Raw genomic sequence first — 14220 nt, 5'->3', positions numbered from 1 at the left:
GCGACGAATTCGGTCAGCAGCCTCCGGGCAACACGAATCTGCGCCATGATCGACATTTTCGCACGGTTCGGACCGGTCGGGCGGTAGATCCAAGTCTACCTCCGATAGCAGTGCAGGCTCCCGTGCACTCCACTGCCCGGCCCTGTTTTCCTTGATTCATGCCATTTCCCACTGCCGCTCCCGTACCGTGCATTCGTTTGCGCGGCCTTCGGACGGAATTCCCCATTCCCGGCCGCCGGGGCGAGACGACGCGCGTCCTGCACGACATCGACCTGGAGATTCCCGAAGGCCGGCTGACCGCCGTCGTCGGCCCCTCCGGTTCGGGCAAGTCGACGCTCCTGCTCTGCACGGCCGGGCTGGAACGAGCGACCGCGGGGTCCGTCGAGATCCTCGGGACGGACGTCCGCTCGCTCAGCCCCCGCAAGCAGGCCGCGTTCCGCAGCGAGAACATCGGCTTCGTCTTCCAGGAGTACAACCTCGTCAGCTCGCTGACGGTCGAGGACAACATCGCCCTGCCGGCGCGGCTCGCCGGCCGCCGGGTGCCCAGGGCGCGGGTCGAGGACGCCATGGCGCGGCTCGGCATCGCCAAGCACGCGCGGCGACGCCCCGACCGCCTCTCCGGTGGCGAGCGCCAGCGCGTCGCGGTGGCCCGGGTGGTGGCGAACCAGCCGCGGATCGTCTTCGCCGACGAGCCGACGGGTGCGCTCGACCTCAAGTCGGGTCATGTGGTGCTCGACTGGCTGCAGGCGCTTCCCGCGCAGGGGAGCACGGTGCTCATGGTCACCCACGACCCCCACGCCGCCGCGCGGGCCGATCAGGTCGTGGTGATGGGGTCCGGGCGGGTACACGCCGTCATCCCCGGTGGCGACTCCCGCGCGGTGGGCGACGCCGTCCTCGCGGCGCAGTCGGCGGACGAGGCGGGCGGGGAGGAGTCGTGATCCGGCTCGTGCTGTCGGACATCCGCCTGCAGGCGTCGATGTGGTGGTGGACGCTCCTGTGCGCCACGGTCGGCGCGGCGTGCTCGGCGGGCTCGGCCATCGCGATGTTCACCGCCGTCTCGGCGGCGCGGGCGGCGGGTGACGCACGGATGGTCTCCGCGTCGATCGCCCTCGGCGGCAACATCGTCTTCTTCACCGTGCTCGCCGCCGTGGGCGTCGTCGCCTCCGCGGTCGGCCTGACGCTGACGACCCAGCGGCGCGAGCACGCCCTGTGGGTGATCCTCGGGATTCCGCGCCACCGGGTCAGGTTCGTCCTGCGGACGCAGACGGTGGTGCTGGGCGCGGTGGCCGGCGCGCTGGCCGCACCGCTCGCCCTGCTGGTCGCGGGTGTCGCCCTCGCTCAGTGGAAGGGGACGGGTCTCGAACTGCACGGGGCCTCGGCCGGGTTCCGGTTCTGGTACGTCGGCGTGAGCGTGCTGTTCGGACTGGTTCCGTGCCTGCTCGGCGGCTGGGGCGTCACCCGGCGGGCCGCCAGGACGCCGGAGATGCGCGCCTTCCGGGACTTCTCCGACCCCCCGGCACGGCCGGGCGTCGCCCGCGCTGCCCTCGCCCTGTGCCTGCTCGCCGGCGTGGTCGGGATGTGGATCCCCGGCCTGGGCCTCGAACTCGAGGGCGGGCTCGCCCAGCGGACGGCCTTCGCGTTCGCCGGGAACCTCTTCCTCCTCTGCCTGCTGCTGCTGATGGGGCCGTGGGTGCTCACCCCGCTGATGAGGCTCTGGACGGCGCTGGTCCCCTCGCGCGGCGTCGCCTGGCACCTGGCCGTGCAGTCGTGCCGGGCCCGCGCGACGAGGAGCGTCACCACGGTGCTGCCCTTCGCGCTCTCCCTGTCGTTCGTCGGCCTCTTCCTGGTGATGGGGAAGGTCATGCCCGGGGGCAACGCCGGGCTGGACAACATCCTGGTCGTGCTGGGCTGGGTCTTCGTCGTCTCCTGGGTCGGGGGCCTCGCCGTGATCGCCCTCGTCGGGCGGGAACGCGCCCGCGACTGCGCCGTCGTGACGGTGGCCGGTGCGCGGCCGGGCGTGGTCACCCGGTCGATGGTCTACGAGGGGGCGATCTACGCGGGGACGGCGATCGTCTTCGGCGCGCTGTTCGTCGCCGTGTCGAGCCTCACCACCGCCCTCGGAGCCCGGACCGACGCCGTCCGGGTCCTGGCGGGCCTCCCCTGGGCCACGCTCGGGGCGCTCGCCGCCGCGACGCTGGTCACCACCTGCCTCGCGCTGGTCCTGCAGGCGGCCCGGGTGTCGCGCACGGTCGCGGTCCGGGCGCTGCGCTCGTGAACCGGGCGCTGCGCTCGTGAACCGGGATCTGCGCTCGTGAACCGGGGCGCGGGAACCCGCACCACCCTGCCCGTTCATGCTCGTTGACGAAGGAAGAACCCGATGGAACCGACCACCCGCACGCTTCTCGCCCTCGGCGGAGCCGCCCTCCTCGGCCTCGCCGCCACGGCCTGCACCACGGACGGCGCCTCGGCCGACGCGACCGTGGAATCGAAGTCCTTCGACTTCGCCGGCGGCAGCCTGACCGTCGACTCCGGTTCCGCCGACCTCGCGCTGGTGGCCGCCGACATCGAGGACGTTCAGGTGGAACGACGGGTCAGCGGCAGGAAGGTCGGCGGGGAGGTGGGGTCCGGCTGGCAGCTCGAAGGGGGCACGCTCACACTCTCGCTGGACTGCACGGGGATCTCGGTGGGCTGCGGCGCGAAGTACACCGTGAAGGTGCCGCGCGCCGTCGCCGTCACCGCCGAGAGCGGCAAGGGGCGCATCGAGGCCACCGGCTTCACCGCGGACTTCTCGGCCCGGACCGCCGGCGGCGACGTCCGGCTGTCGGACCTCCACGGAGCCAAGCTGGCCCTGCAAGGCGGCGACGGAAGCATCAAGGGCGACGGGATCTCCGCCCGGTCCGTCAGCGTCACCTCGCGCAACGGCACCGTCGACCTGCGCCTGGCCGCCGTGCCCGACCTGGTCGACGTGCAGAGCAAGGACGGCGACGTCGAGCTGGGCCTGCCGGACTCGACGTACGCGGTCCGCACGGCCGCGAAGAAGGGCGACGTCACCGTGAACGTCGCGAAGGACGACGCGAGCGGCCGTTCCGTGGCCGTCCGGACCCGCAACGGCAGCATCGCCATCGGCAAGGGCGGGAAGCCCTGACCGCCGCGCGGCAACCGGGCCGGAAGCCTTCGATCGAGCGCGAAAGCCGAACAGGAAAGTCGAACAGGAAAGAACGAATGCCAAGCAACTCCCCCTCCGGAATCAGGACACCTCGGGCACGGCGGCGTACCGCCCTGGCGCTCGCCGCTTCGATGACGGCCGCCGTGGCGATGACGGCGTGCTCCCACGACTCCACGGACGACTCGGCCTCTCCCGCACCGGGTGCCGCACGGGTGAGCGCCGAGCTGCAGAAGCTCATGAGCACCGCGCCGTGGTCGTCGGGCCGGTGGGGCCTGCAGGTCGCCGATCTGCGGACCGGGAAGGTCGTCCAGTCCAAGGGCGCCGATTCCCAGTTCATGACCGGTTCGACGGCCAAGACCTTCGCGGTCGGTGCCGCGCTCGACGTCCTGGGTGACGACCATCGCTTCCGTACGCCCGTGGTGCACTCGGGTACGGTCTCCGCGGACGGGCGGCTCTCCGGCGACCTCATCCTGGTCGGGAACGGCGACCTGGCACTCGGCGGGCGGACCACCGCGTCAGGCGGCCTGGACGTCCCCGACTTCGACCACTACGACGCCAACGCCGTCCCCGGCATGGCGACCATCACCGCAGAGGACCCGCTGGCGGGCGTCAACGAACTGGCCCGACAGGTCGCGGCCAGCGGAGTCCGCCACGTCGACGGCGACGTGGTGATCGACAACCGACTCTGGGATCCGGTGTCGATCGGCGGGCTGCCGGTCACCCCGACCATCGTCAACGACAACCTCATCGACGTGCTCATCACGCCGGGCGCACCCGGCGAGCCGGCCAAGGTCGACTGGCGCCCGAAGACGGCCGCCTTCGGCGTCGACGCGCAGGTGACGACCACACCCGCCGGAACCAAACCGGCGGTGACGACCGAAAGCGTGAGCCCTGGTCACATCCGGGTCCGAGGCTCCGTGCCCGCGGACGCGAAGGCCCCCTTCGTGACGACCTACCAGGTCCCCGACCCGGCGGCGTTCGCCCGCACCGTCCTCATCGAGGCACTCGCCAGGAACGGCGTCAGCGTATCCGCCCCCTCGCTGGGAGCGAACCCCGACAGCAGGCTCCCCCCGTCGGCGGAAGTGAACTCGCTGCCCGTATCGGCGACCTACACCTCTCCGCCCTTCAAGGAGTACGCGAAGCTGATCAACAAGGTCAGCCACAACCTCGGGGCGAACCTGCTGCCGCCGCTGATGGCGGCACACAACGGGCAACGAACCTATGCGGACGGCATGAAGACCGAGAAGGAGTTCCTCGCCCGCTCAGGCGTGGACCCGAACTCGGTGAGCCTCGTCGACGCCCAGGGCCTCCCCGGCGACAAGGCGACGCCGACCGCCCAGGTGGCGCTGCTGCGGCACCTGGCACGACAGGACGACTTCGACGTCTTCTACGACTCCATGCCGAACATGGGCGTCGACGGCTCGCTCGCCGACGTCATCGACCGCACCGACCCCGCCGCAGGACACATCCGCGCGAAGACCGGCACCCTGGTCAGCCCCTACCAGGGCAAGCTGGCCCTCGGCACGAAGGCGCTCGCAGGCTACATCGATGCGAAGGACGGCCACCGCTACGCCTTCGCGATCTACGTGAACAACATCCCGGTGCCCAGCGACTCCGTGAGCGATGCCATCGACCTCGCACTCAAGGCCAACAAGCAACTGGGAGCGATGGCCGCCACCATCTACAAGTCGCCCAAGGCGTGAAGGCCATCCTGACCTGGTTCGAAGACGACCGGGACTCCAACTCCGTTGCGTCTACCGGCGGCGGCGTGCTGCAGGTCCGTCCTCCATGACCTTGCCATCGGTTGTCGATCTTCGCGAGATGCCGGACCTGTCGATCCAGGGCCACCGGGCGAGCGCCTGGGGCAGGCCGGTGACCGCGACGCCTGCAACGATCTCCCGACGGTCGGTCATGCCCTGGGTCCGGGAGGCCGGGATCCGTACGACGAGGCGACGGCCTGGTCCCGGCGAGCCCACGCGCTCGCTGCGTGACGCTACAGCTCGGGCAACCGGTCAACGGGGGCGGGGGATCGCCGCTCTTCCAGCCAGTAGAGGTAGATCCGCAGGTCAGTTGCCAGGCCACCGGCGATGTAGAGCTCAAAGTCGCGGACGGCAGCGGCTACGCCCTGGCCTGCCCGGACATCGCTCTCCTCCCATGTGCTCCGTTGATCGGAGAGGTACTGCACGACCTGGCCGCGGTCACGCCACCACTCCCGGACCGTTTGCGGTGTCCATCGCGAGTCGCCATCGCAGCCGTACCCGAGGAACGGGTCGTTGTCTGCCGCCTCGACCAGCAGGGCCGTGTCCGCAGGCGTTCTGGGCTGGCGGTAGACGTACTCGCTGAGGTATCTGCCTCCGTAGAGAACGTGAGCGGGTGCCGAAAGCCGTCCCGTCCAGCAGGTATCGGTCTCCCCTCCGTAGAAGGGCCCGGGAACGTTGAGCCACAGTCGGTCTTCCCAACGGCCTCGGAAGGCGTCACGGTCCTTGCCGAGGATGGCCATCGGGTCGAAGTAGAGCGTCATCAGCCGAGACTAGGGCATCCGTTCGAGCTCGACGACGGGAGGGCGACTTCCCGGTCCCCCGGGCTCGCCTCGGCCGCGGTCGGCGCTGTGTCGGGACGAGAGACCGGGCGCACGAAAACCGGCTGCCCTCGAACCGGCGTCTGCTCCATGATCCCGGGGCGGGAGTCCGAGCTGCCGTCTCAGCCCTTCAACGACCAGGAGCCCGTATGTCGGTCGAGCTCGACATCCCGGAATTCCCCCATGAGGAGCCTCCCGGCGAGATCACCTGCCGGCAGAAGCCCTGGAACGGTGTCCTCGTCAGGGTGGACCGGATCCCCTTCAAGGCCGGAGACAAGCTCACCTTCGACGTCACGGTCTGCAGCGACTTCCAAGGGCAGACCCCGGCCGCGGCAGTCCAGGGCGTCGTGAACATCGCCGCTGACACCGCCACGGTCGACTACGCCATCCCATGGGACGGCGTCCTCAACGCCGTCACCGAAGGTTCCATCATGGTCTTCTACACCCTCACTCCCGCCGACGGCAGCAAGCCAACGACCTCTGAGGGCGCCATAGTCCGGTACTCCCGCCGGCAGCCCGGTGGCGCCGTCTGCGGCCCGGACAGCTGAACGACCTCCAGCCGGCACGCCGGTGGGCGTTCCACAGCCAGGGCGTTGGCCTCGGCCGCGCGGGAAGTCGGCGGGGCGACTCTGCTGGCGAAGTATTTGATCTAGGTCAGGCCGCCGTTGGGATGTCGTGTTGGGTGCAGAGTGTGTGGATGCGGGTGGGGCGGCGGTCTGGCTTGGTGGTGGTGTCGAAGTGGGTGCCGAGTCGGCGGATGTTGATCGCCATGCCGGTGAGGACGTTCTGGAGGTGGGTTTTGGCGAGGCCTCGGTAGCGGGATCGTCGCAGGCCGGGGCCTCGGACCGCTTGTGAGATCGTCGCTTCGATGCCGGCGCGGGCCCGGTAGGCCTCGCGCCATCGGGGCGTGTCCTGTTCGGCCTGCATCCGCATCCTGGCGGTGTGGATGGGTTCGGGGTGGATCTCCAGGCTGCGGCCGAGGTGCGGAGCGGCGGTGGTGCACTGGGCGCGGATGGGGCAGGGGCGGCAGTCGGCGCGGGAGAAGGCGACGCGGATCAGGCCGTTCTTCTTGGGCCGCATGGAGATGCTGGTGGCTCCGGCGGGGCAGCGGGTGACGCCGCTGTGCCAGTCGACGTGGAAGTCCTTGGGGGTGAACGTGCCGTCGTGGGCGCCGCGGCCCGTCTGGACCGTGACGGGTGCGATGGGGGTGATACCGCGCTCGAGTGAGGCGCCGATGTTCGGGCCGCTGGGGTAGCCGGAGTCGGTCAGGTGCTCGCCGGGTTTCAGGTCCCGGGCGGTGAGTCTGTCCTGGACGGGGGTGACGGCCGTGACGTCGGGTTCGGTGGCGGGGGTGGTGTGGACGTCGGTGACCAGGCTTGGTAAGTCCTCGTCGCAGGACTCGGTCAGGTGGGACTTGGAACCGGTCCACTCCACACTGTCCGCTCCGGGCCGGCCTTTGGTGCTGTAGCGGGCATCGGGATCGTGGGGCGAGCGCACGCGCTGTGCGGAGGGCGGCAGTTCCTTGGTGTCCCGGTAGCGCAGTCGGCCGGTGGCGGTGGCCTCGAAGTGCTGGCCCCACAGCTCGCGCAGGATTTTGACCTGCGGGAGGCCGTTCATCCACGCGGCGTCGGGGTCGGTGTCGATGGCCGCGATCAGGCTCCGGCCGTCGGCGCCGATCTGCTCGGCGAGCCTGGTCGCGGAGGAGTTCTTGCGGCGCAGGAGCCGGCTGGTCTCGACCTTGCGGCCGTAGCGCTCGTCCCAGCCCTCTTTGAGCAGCGGCACGATGAAGCCGGGGCTGGTGCGGGCTATCTCCTCCAGGGCCATCCGCAGGGCCTCGCCCAGGCACTCGATCCGGTTCAGGGTCCGCACGCAGGCCAGGACGTGGGTGGAATCGGTGCGCTGACGCCCGCCCGAGCGCACCAGGCCGGCGCTCTTGAGGCGCTCCAGCATCACGGTCAGCAGCGCGTCCGCCCGGTCGCCCTCGACCAGGCGGGCCCGGAACTCGCACAGCACACTCGCGTCGAAGCCCGTGTACTCCAGCTCCAGTCCCAGCGCGTACTTCCAGGAGATCCGGTCCGCCACCGCCACCGCGGCGTCCCGGTCGGAGAGGTTGTGCAGGAACTGCAGGACCGTGACCATCGCCAGCAGGGCCGGCGAGATTCCGGGCCGTCCCAGGTCCGCGTACATCTCCTCGAACTCACCCGTGGTGAAGTCCTCGTCCGTGAACAACGGACCCAGCGCGTCCCGAACGCGCATCTCGTCCGTCCCCCGCGGATGAACCCGGCGAGCCAGCGCCACCGTCTCCACCGGAATCCCCGACACCCCACCAGGACGCAACACGACCCACCCCCACAGACAGCCAACCCGCCCCGACCGACAGACACTTACTGTCCCACGCCCAACCCAACCGACTTCGCCAGCAGAGTCGCGGGGCCGACTTCCCGCGCGGGGTGGGTACCGGGGGGCGGGTCATGTCGGGTGGATGAGGCGGGTTTCGTAGGCGAGGACCACGGCTTGGATGCGGTCGCGGAGTTCGAGCTTGTGGAGGATGCGGCCCAGGTGGGACTTCACGGTGGCCTCCGCGAGGTGCAGGGTGGCGGCGATCTCGGTGTTGGACAGGCCGCGGCCGACCTGGACGAGTACCTCGCGTTCGCGGGTGCTGAGCCGGTTCAGCCGCTCGTCGTGGTCGGGGTCGCGGCCGTCGGGGATGTGCGGGCGGAGGTTGTCCAGGAGGCGGCGGGTGATCCGCGGGGAGAGTACGGCGTCGCCCGCGGCGACGTTGCGGATCGCGGTGAGGAGTTCCTCGGGGCGGGCGTTCTTCAGCAGGAAGCCGGAGGCTCCGGCGTTGAGCCCGGCGAAGGCGTACTCGTCCAGGTCGAAGGTGGTGAGGATGAGCACTCTGCTCTGCGGCGAGGCCGCGATGAGCTGCCCGGTCGCCTCGATGCCGTCGGTTCCGGGCATCCGGACGTCCATGAGGACGACGTCGGGGCGCAGTTCGCGGGCGAGGCGTACGGCCTGGGCGCCGTCGGCGGCTTCGCCGACCGGTGCCATGTCGGGCTGGGCTTCCAGGACGGTGCTGAAGGCCATCCGGAGGAGTGCTTCGTCGTCGGCGATCAGGATGCGGATCGTCATGCGGGCGGCGCTCCGGCGCTGTCGAGGTGGAGGCGGGTGTGGACCCGCCAGCCGCCGTCGGGAAGCGGCCCGGCGTGCAGTGTGCCCCCGTAGGCGGCCGAGCGTTCGCGCATGCCGGGGATGCCGTGGCCGGGCGGCACGACGACGGCAGCGGTGGCGGTGGCGGGCTGGGGCGGGTGGGGGCCGGTGTCGGTGACGTCCACGGTGACGGTCGCGGCCGCGCAGTGGATGCGGACCGTCGCGCGGGCGCCGGCGGGTGCGTGCTTGAGGGTGTTGGTCAAGGCTTCCTGTACCAGGCGGTAGACGGTGAGTTGGGCGGTGGCGGGGATGTGGGCGTGGCCGCCGTGGACGTCGAGGCCGGTGGGCAGCCCGGCGGCGCCCATCTGGTCGGCGAGGGCGGCCAGTTGGGCGATGCCGGGCAGCGGGTGGCGCCGCGCGTCCGGTTCGTCGGTGCGCAGGACGCCCAGCGAGCGACGCATGTCGGTCAGGGCCTGCCGGCCGGTCTCGGAGATCTGGAGCATCGCGGTGGTGGCCTTGTCGGGCGACCGGTGCTGCGCGTAGACGGCGGCGTCGGTGAGCGCGACCATGACGGACAGGTTGTGGGTGACGATGTCGTGCATCTCCCGGGTGATGCGCGCCCGTTCCTCGGCGACGGCCAGTCGCGCCTGCTGCTCCTGTTCGTGTTCCAGGCGTGCGGCCCGCTCCTCCAGAGCGGCGAGGTAGGCGCGCGTGGTGCGCACGTTCACGCCGAGGACGGCGGCGGCGACGGCCAGCGCGGTGACCGCGACGAAGGGGGCCAGGAACGCGCCGTCCGTCGACCAGCGCAGGCAGGCCAACAGGGCCCCCGCCTCCACGACGGCACCGGCGACGAGCGTGCCGCGCCGGCCCGAGGCCGCTGCCACCGTGTAGAGGGCCACCAACAGGGCGACGTCGGCGGGCAGTTGGACACCGGCCAGCCACTGGACGAGGGCCGCGGCCGCCACGGCGGCGAACACCGTGCGCGGGGCCCGGCGCCGCCACAGCAGGGGCAGGGTGAGGGCGGCGGTGAGGGCCGCGGCCACCGGCAGCTCGTGCGGTGCGCGGGTGGTCGCGACGTTGAGGAGCAGGAGCGTCGCCAGCAGGGCGTCCCCCGCGGTGGGCGGCAGCCGGGAGCGCCAGCGCGCGGCGGCTCTCAGCGGTCGCGCGGCTCGTGCGGCTCGTGCGCAGGCGAGGTCGGCGTAGCCGGTCAGCCGTGCGGCTGTCCTCGCCCACCGGGCCCGCACGCGGACGCGCACCGGCGCCTGGTTCCGGTGGGCGTGGCCGGGTTCGGCGGCCGCCTCGGTCATCGCACGTCCCTGTCGATTCGGCGTCAAGGCGGCCCCGGGTCCGGCACGTCGGGCACGTCCGGCACGTCCGGCACGTCGGGCACGTCGGGCACGTCGGGCACGTCGGGCACGGGGACCGTACGCCTGCGCGGCCCCGGGTGCGTGCCGCCGCCCCGGCACGTACCGCGGCCCTGTCACGGTAGGCCGCCGGCCCCGCGCGGCGCATGATCCCACCGTCTGATCGCCCCGCGCCGGCATACGACCGCAGGAGGAGTCCCGCCACCTCCCGTGGTCGCAGCGCGCCCGCCGCTCCGGCCTGCCCGGCTGCTACCGCGGTCGTACCCGGACCGCCGCGGACCGCTCCCCCGGTGGCACGCGGCGGCGACCGGTGGCCGATGCGGCGGCGCGCGCCCGGCGCCGAGCATGGCCAGGTGACCGAGATCATCCCGGGACTGCCCATGTCCCCCCTGGAAATCCTCGCCCTGCTGGCCGCCCTCACGCTGGTGACGGCCCGCTGGCTGCCCCCCGCCGCCCGCCCGCGCGCCACGATCGCGGCGGGGGCGGTCCTCGTGCCGTGCGCGATCGTGCTGGGCGCGGCGGGCATCCGCTGGCAGCTGCTGCCGGTCCTGGCGGGCGCCGCCCTCGCCTCGCCGTTCGCCCTCGCTCCCCTGCTGCGACCGCTGCGCCGCCGTACCGGACGGCCGGCGTGGCGGGCCCGCTGGTGGCTGGCGCTGCCGGGGTCGGCGGCCTGCGTCGGCCTGATCGCCACGGGCCCGGTGGCCGCCTGGGCCTTTCCCGTACCGGTGTTCCCCGAGCCGTCGGGCGGCTTCGCGGTCGGCACCCGCGTGGTGCAGTGGACCGACCCGCACCGCCCCGAGACCTTCACCGCCGACCCGAACGACCTGCGCACCGTCGTGGTCCAACTCTGGTACCCCGCGGGGGAGATCCCCGCGGGCGCGCAGCGGGCCCAGTACCTCGGACGCACCGCGCAGGAGGCGCGCACCGTCTCCGGGGCCCTCGCCCGGGGCGTCGGCCTGCCGGGCTTCCTGGTCGACGGTGTCCCGCGCGCCCGCAGCCGTTCGGTCTTCGACGCCCCGGTGGCCGGCGGCGGCGAGCGGTTCCCGGTCGTGCTGTTCTCCCCCGGGTCGGGCGGGGTGCGCACCCAGAACACCGCGTGGGTGGAGGAACTGGCCAGCCACGGCTACGTGGTGGCCGCCCTCGACCACCCGTACGACTCCGCCGCCGTCGTCCTCGCCGACGGCCGGACGATCGGCACCGAGACCGCCTCCAGCGGCGACCGGGACAGGGACGACGAGCTGGCGGCCGGCTGGACGGCCGTCCGGGCCGGCGACCTCGGCTTCGTCCTCACCCAGCTGGACGCCCTGGAGCGCGGCGGGATCGCCGACCCGCTGACCGGACGCCTGGACACCGGCCGGGTCGCGGTGACCGGCCACTCCATGGGCGGCGCCGCCGCCCTGCAGGCGGCCCGGCAGGACCGCCGCTTCGCCGCCGTCGTCGACCTGGACGGCTACCCCCACGGCCCCACCACGCCCGCCCTCGACCGGCCGACGCTCGCGCTCACCCAGGCCATCACCCCGGACAGCGACCCGCGCTACCTGCCCCGCCTCACCGAGGCGCTCGACTCCAGCACCGCGCCGAGCTACCGGCTCACCGTCCCCGGCGCCGCCCACCTCACCTTCATGGACGGCCCCCTGTACCTGCCGCCGGTGCCCTCACTCGTCGGCACCCTGGGCCGCACCGGGGGCCCGCGCACCGTCGCCGCGGCCACCCTCGCCTTCCTGGACGCCGTCCTGCGGGACAAGCCCGGCGACCCCGCCGGCGCCCTGCGGACCTACGGCGACCTCAGCGTCCACCGCCCGGGCACCCCCGGCTGACGCCGGGTGACGGAGCGCCCCCGTCAGGGCAGTTGTCGCGAACGCCCGTTCTGTGCGTGACCGTTGTGGTACGTTCCGTAATCCAACCGAAAACAGGCGACCCCGGCGGTGCTGGTAACACCCCGGGGTCCGGCAACAGGAGCTGACACTCCCGATGCGCGTCCATCGTAGCGCCCCCGTGCGCGACTTCACCGTGCTGCCCAACGCCGTACTCCAGTACCGACGGCTCTCCTACACCGCCCGCGGCCTGCTCGCGGACCTCCTCTCCCGGCCCGACGGCTGGCGCGAGGACGGCCGGCACATGGCCGACACCAGCCCCCAGGGGCGCGGCGCGATCCGCAGGGCCCTGAAGGAGCTGGCCGACGCCGGGTACTACCGGGTCGAGAAGATCCGCCTGCCCGACGGCACGATCATCACCGAGACCCACGTCTACGACGTCCCTCGGGCCGCAGCACCGAGTACCACCCGCCCGGTCCCCGGTGGAGCGAGCACCGGCCGCGCTGACACCCTTTCAAAGGACCGGCACCAAGAACCCACCCTCCCCGCCGAATCGCCCGTCGAACCGCCCGACGGGCGGGCGGACGGGCGGCCGGGCGGGCAGTCCGACGAGCAGCTCCGCGAGGCGGTCGCCACGCTGTTCCGGGTGATCCGCCCCGAACCGCGCCTGCGCCTGGGCGAGGCCGAAGCCCGCGCACTCGCTCCCCTGGTCGCCCGGTGGCTGGAACGCGGCAGCACCGCCGCCGACCTCGCCCAGGCCCTGCTGCCGGGCCTGCCCGCCCCGATGCACTCGGCAGCCGCCGTCCTCCGCCACCGCCTGGAGCACAAGCTGCCGCCCGCCCCAAGCACCGTACGGACCGGGGCACTTCGGTACGCCGAGTGCGCGGCGTGCCACGACCCGGTGCCCGAACCCGGCATCTGCGGCCCCTGCGCGGGCCTCGCCCCCCGCCCCGTCGCGGTCGGCGGCGGCGAGGCGGCCACCCGCCCCGGCGCGGCCCGTGCCAGGGCGGCGCTGCGGGCCGCCCGGGCGGCCGGCCCGCACCCGGGCGGCCTTGTCACCTGCCGCTGAGCCCGGAGGCGTGTGCCGCTCGACTCCGTGCCGGAACCCCTCGGCGAACACCCTGGAGGCCATGTACCGCTCCTCACCGGGGATTTGCGCGGGCGGGGAGCCCGGTGGCGCGGTTCCGGCGGGTGTGCGGCGCATGCGGTCCCATCACGGGACGGACCGCCGAGTCCTCCGCGGAAAGCCGGTTGGTCACCCACTGGGTCCAGCGCCGCCCCGGTTCCGACACCGGGGCGGCGGCGTGCGGATCGAGGGCGGAAGCCCGGGCGGCACGGGGTGCCGCGTGGGTGCTGCCGTCCTGGTACTCGCCCTCTTCCTGATCCGTACGCGCAGCGGCTGGTATTACTGGGGTATGCAGGAAGAGACGGCACGCTCCGCGATCGACACGTTCATCTCCGCGTTCAACGCCTCGGACGACACCTATGTGACGGCCCTGCTCTCCCAGGCCCTGACCTCGGACGTGGTCTTCTGGGGGCCGTTGGGCCGCAGCGAGGGAATCGCGGCGGTCGAGCAGTTCGTGCTGGACATCCGGCGCCACCCGGCGGGAACCGGCACGATGACGCGCTGCTCGGCGGTGGACATGCCTGGCGAGTGGGCCCGCTACCAGTGGGTCTTCACCACGCCGGACGGAGGCCCCCGCCTGGCGGGAACGGACGTCGTCCACCTGCGGCGGAGCCTCATCGACCAGGTCATCGTCTTCGCCGGGGAGATCGAGCCGTCCGCCTCCTGACGGACCGCCCGGGCAGCGCCGTGGGCGGGGCGTCAGCGCGGGGAGCCGTAGCGGAGGTCCACGAGGGCGCCGGTCAGGCCGCCGAGCGTGAGGGCGGGGACGACCGCCGACCAGGGGTCTCCGGTCAGCGCTCCGGAGAGCATCACCAGGGCGATGACGGCCGCTGCGACGGCGCGGGCCGGCAGCGAGCGCGGCAGCAGCGGTACGGGCGCACCGGCGCGGTGCCGTCGGGCCAGTCTGACGGCGAGCAGGACCAGTGCGGCCAGCAGGAGCGGCGGCACCATCGCGTGCGTGGAGATCCCCATGGCCTTCGCCCTTCTGGACGGCTGGGTGCGAACATACACCCCCGACTCCC

At 72.7% G+C, this 14220-nt stretch carries 13 protein-coding genes; 8 read left to right on the top strand and 5 right to left on the bottom strand.

Going from position 1 to position 14220, the window contains the following annotated elements:
* The first annotated feature begins 197 nt into the window (after window positions 1-197).
* From ACFCY1_RS11230 to dacB, 4 genes are all read left to right on the top strand, one after another.
* Window positions 198-938 (top strand): ABC transporter ATP-binding protein, encoded by a 741-nt coding sequence (locus ACFCY1_RS11230; RefSeq protein ID WP_079136449.1) that lies wholly within the window; start codon window positions 198-200, stop codon window positions 936-938.
* On the top strand, window positions 935-2275 hold the full coding sequence (locus ACFCY1_RS11225; RefSeq protein ID WP_375874271.1) for an FtsX-like permease family protein: 1341 nt from the start codon (window positions 935-937) through the stop codon (window positions 2273-2275). Before ACFCY1_RS11230 ends, ACFCY1_RS11225 begins: the two co-directional genes overlap by 4 nt.
* Window positions 2276-2377: 102 nt before the next feature.
* Window positions 2378-3145 carry a DUF4097 family beta strand repeat-containing protein gene (locus tag ACFCY1_RS11220; RefSeq protein ID WP_375874270.1) on the top strand — a complete coding sequence of 256 codons (768 nt, stop codon included), beginning with the start codon at window positions 2378-2380 and terminating at the stop codon, window positions 3143-3145.
* A gap of 77 nt (window positions 3146-3222) precedes the next feature.
* The gene (gene dacB / locus ACFCY1_RS11215) at window positions 3223-4869 is read left to right on the top strand and encodes a D-alanyl-D-alanine carboxypeptidase/D-alanyl-D-alanine-endopeptidase (protein ID WP_375874269.1); all 1647 of its coding nucleotides are present in this window, start codon (window positions 3223-3225) and stop codon (window positions 4867-4869) included.
* Between the two features lie 290 nt (window positions 4870-5159).
* Here the strand turns inward: dacB and ACFCY1_RS11210 are convergent, their stop codons facing one another.
* On the bottom strand, window positions 5160-5687 hold the full coding sequence (locus ACFCY1_RS11210; protein ID WP_074006322.1) for a ferredoxin: 528 nt from the start codon (window positions 5685-5687) through the stop codon (window positions 5160-5162).
* Between the two features lie 206 nt (window positions 5688-5893).
* Here ACFCY1_RS11210 and ACFCY1_RS11205 point away from each other — a divergent pair, with 206 nt between their 5' ends.
* Entirely contained in the window at window positions 5894-6292 is a 399-nt protein-coding gene (locus tag ACFCY1_RS11205; RefSeq protein ID WP_375874268.1) for a hypothetical protein, read from the top strand.
* Window positions 6293-6398: 106 nt separating this feature from the next.
* Here ACFCY1_RS11205 and ACFCY1_RS11200 read toward each other — a convergent pair whose 3' ends face one another.
* From ACFCY1_RS11200 to ACFCY1_RS11190, 3 genes are all read right to left on the bottom strand, one after another.
* The gene (locus tag ACFCY1_RS11200; protein WP_375874267.1) at window positions 6399-8000 is read right to left on the bottom strand and encodes an IS1182 family transposase; all 1602 of its coding nucleotides are present in this window, start codon (window positions 7998-8000) and stop codon (window positions 6399-6401) included.
* 213 nt (window positions 8001-8213) lie between these two features.
* Window positions 8214-8876: a response regulator gene (locus ACFCY1_RS11195; protein WP_375874266.1), complete on the bottom strand. Its 663-nt coding sequence runs from the start codon at window positions 8874-8876 to the stop codon at window positions 8214-8216.
* A complete protein-coding gene (locus ACFCY1_RS11190) occupies window positions 8873-10201 on the bottom strand; it encodes a sensor histidine kinase (protein WP_375874265.1) in 1329 nt (442 codons plus the stop codon). The genes ACFCY1_RS11195 and ACFCY1_RS11190 overlap by 4 nt, the downstream gene beginning before the upstream one ends.
* Before the next feature lie 374 nt (window positions 10202-10575).
* Here ACFCY1_RS11190 and ACFCY1_RS11185 point away from each other — a divergent pair, with 374 nt between their 5' ends.
* The 3 genes from ACFCY1_RS11185 to ACFCY1_RS11175 all read left to right on the top strand — a co-directional run bounded on the left by ACFCY1_RS11185 (window position 10576) and on the right by ACFCY1_RS11175 (window position 13865).
* On the top strand, window positions 10576-12075 hold the full coding sequence (locus ACFCY1_RS11185; RefSeq protein ID WP_375874264.1) for a hypothetical protein: 1500 nt from the start codon (window positions 10576-10578) through the stop codon (window positions 12073-12075).
* Window positions 12076-12229: 154 nt separating this feature from the next.
* Window positions 12230-13141, top strand: coding sequence for a hypothetical protein (locus ACFCY1_RS11180; protein WP_375874263.1), 912 nt, complete (start codon window positions 12230-12232; stop codon window positions 13139-13141).
* Between the two features lie 346 nt (window positions 13142-13487).
* Window positions 13488-13865 carry a nuclear transport factor 2 family protein gene (locus ACFCY1_RS11175; protein ID WP_049660939.1) on the top strand — a complete coding sequence of 126 codons (378 nt, stop codon included), beginning with the start codon at window positions 13488-13490 and terminating at the stop codon, window positions 13863-13865.
* Window positions 13866-13897: 32 nt separating this feature from the next.
* Here ACFCY1_RS11175 and ACFCY1_RS11170 read toward each other — a convergent pair whose 3' ends face one another.
* Window positions 13898-14170 (bottom strand): hypothetical protein, encoded by a 273-nt coding sequence (locus tag ACFCY1_RS11170; RefSeq protein WP_117485332.1) that lies wholly within the window; start codon window positions 14168-14170, stop codon window positions 13898-13900.
* Window positions 14171-14220: the final 50 nt, after the last annotated feature.

The sequence above is a fragment of the Kitasatospora sp. NPDC056273 genome, assembly GCF_042268845.1.
Lineage (GTDB): Bacteria > Actinomycetota > Actinomycetes > Streptomycetales > Streptomycetaceae > Kitasatospora.
The sequence above is the reverse complement of the archived record's forward strand: the minus strand, read 5'-3'. Positions and strand labels throughout refer to the sequence as shown.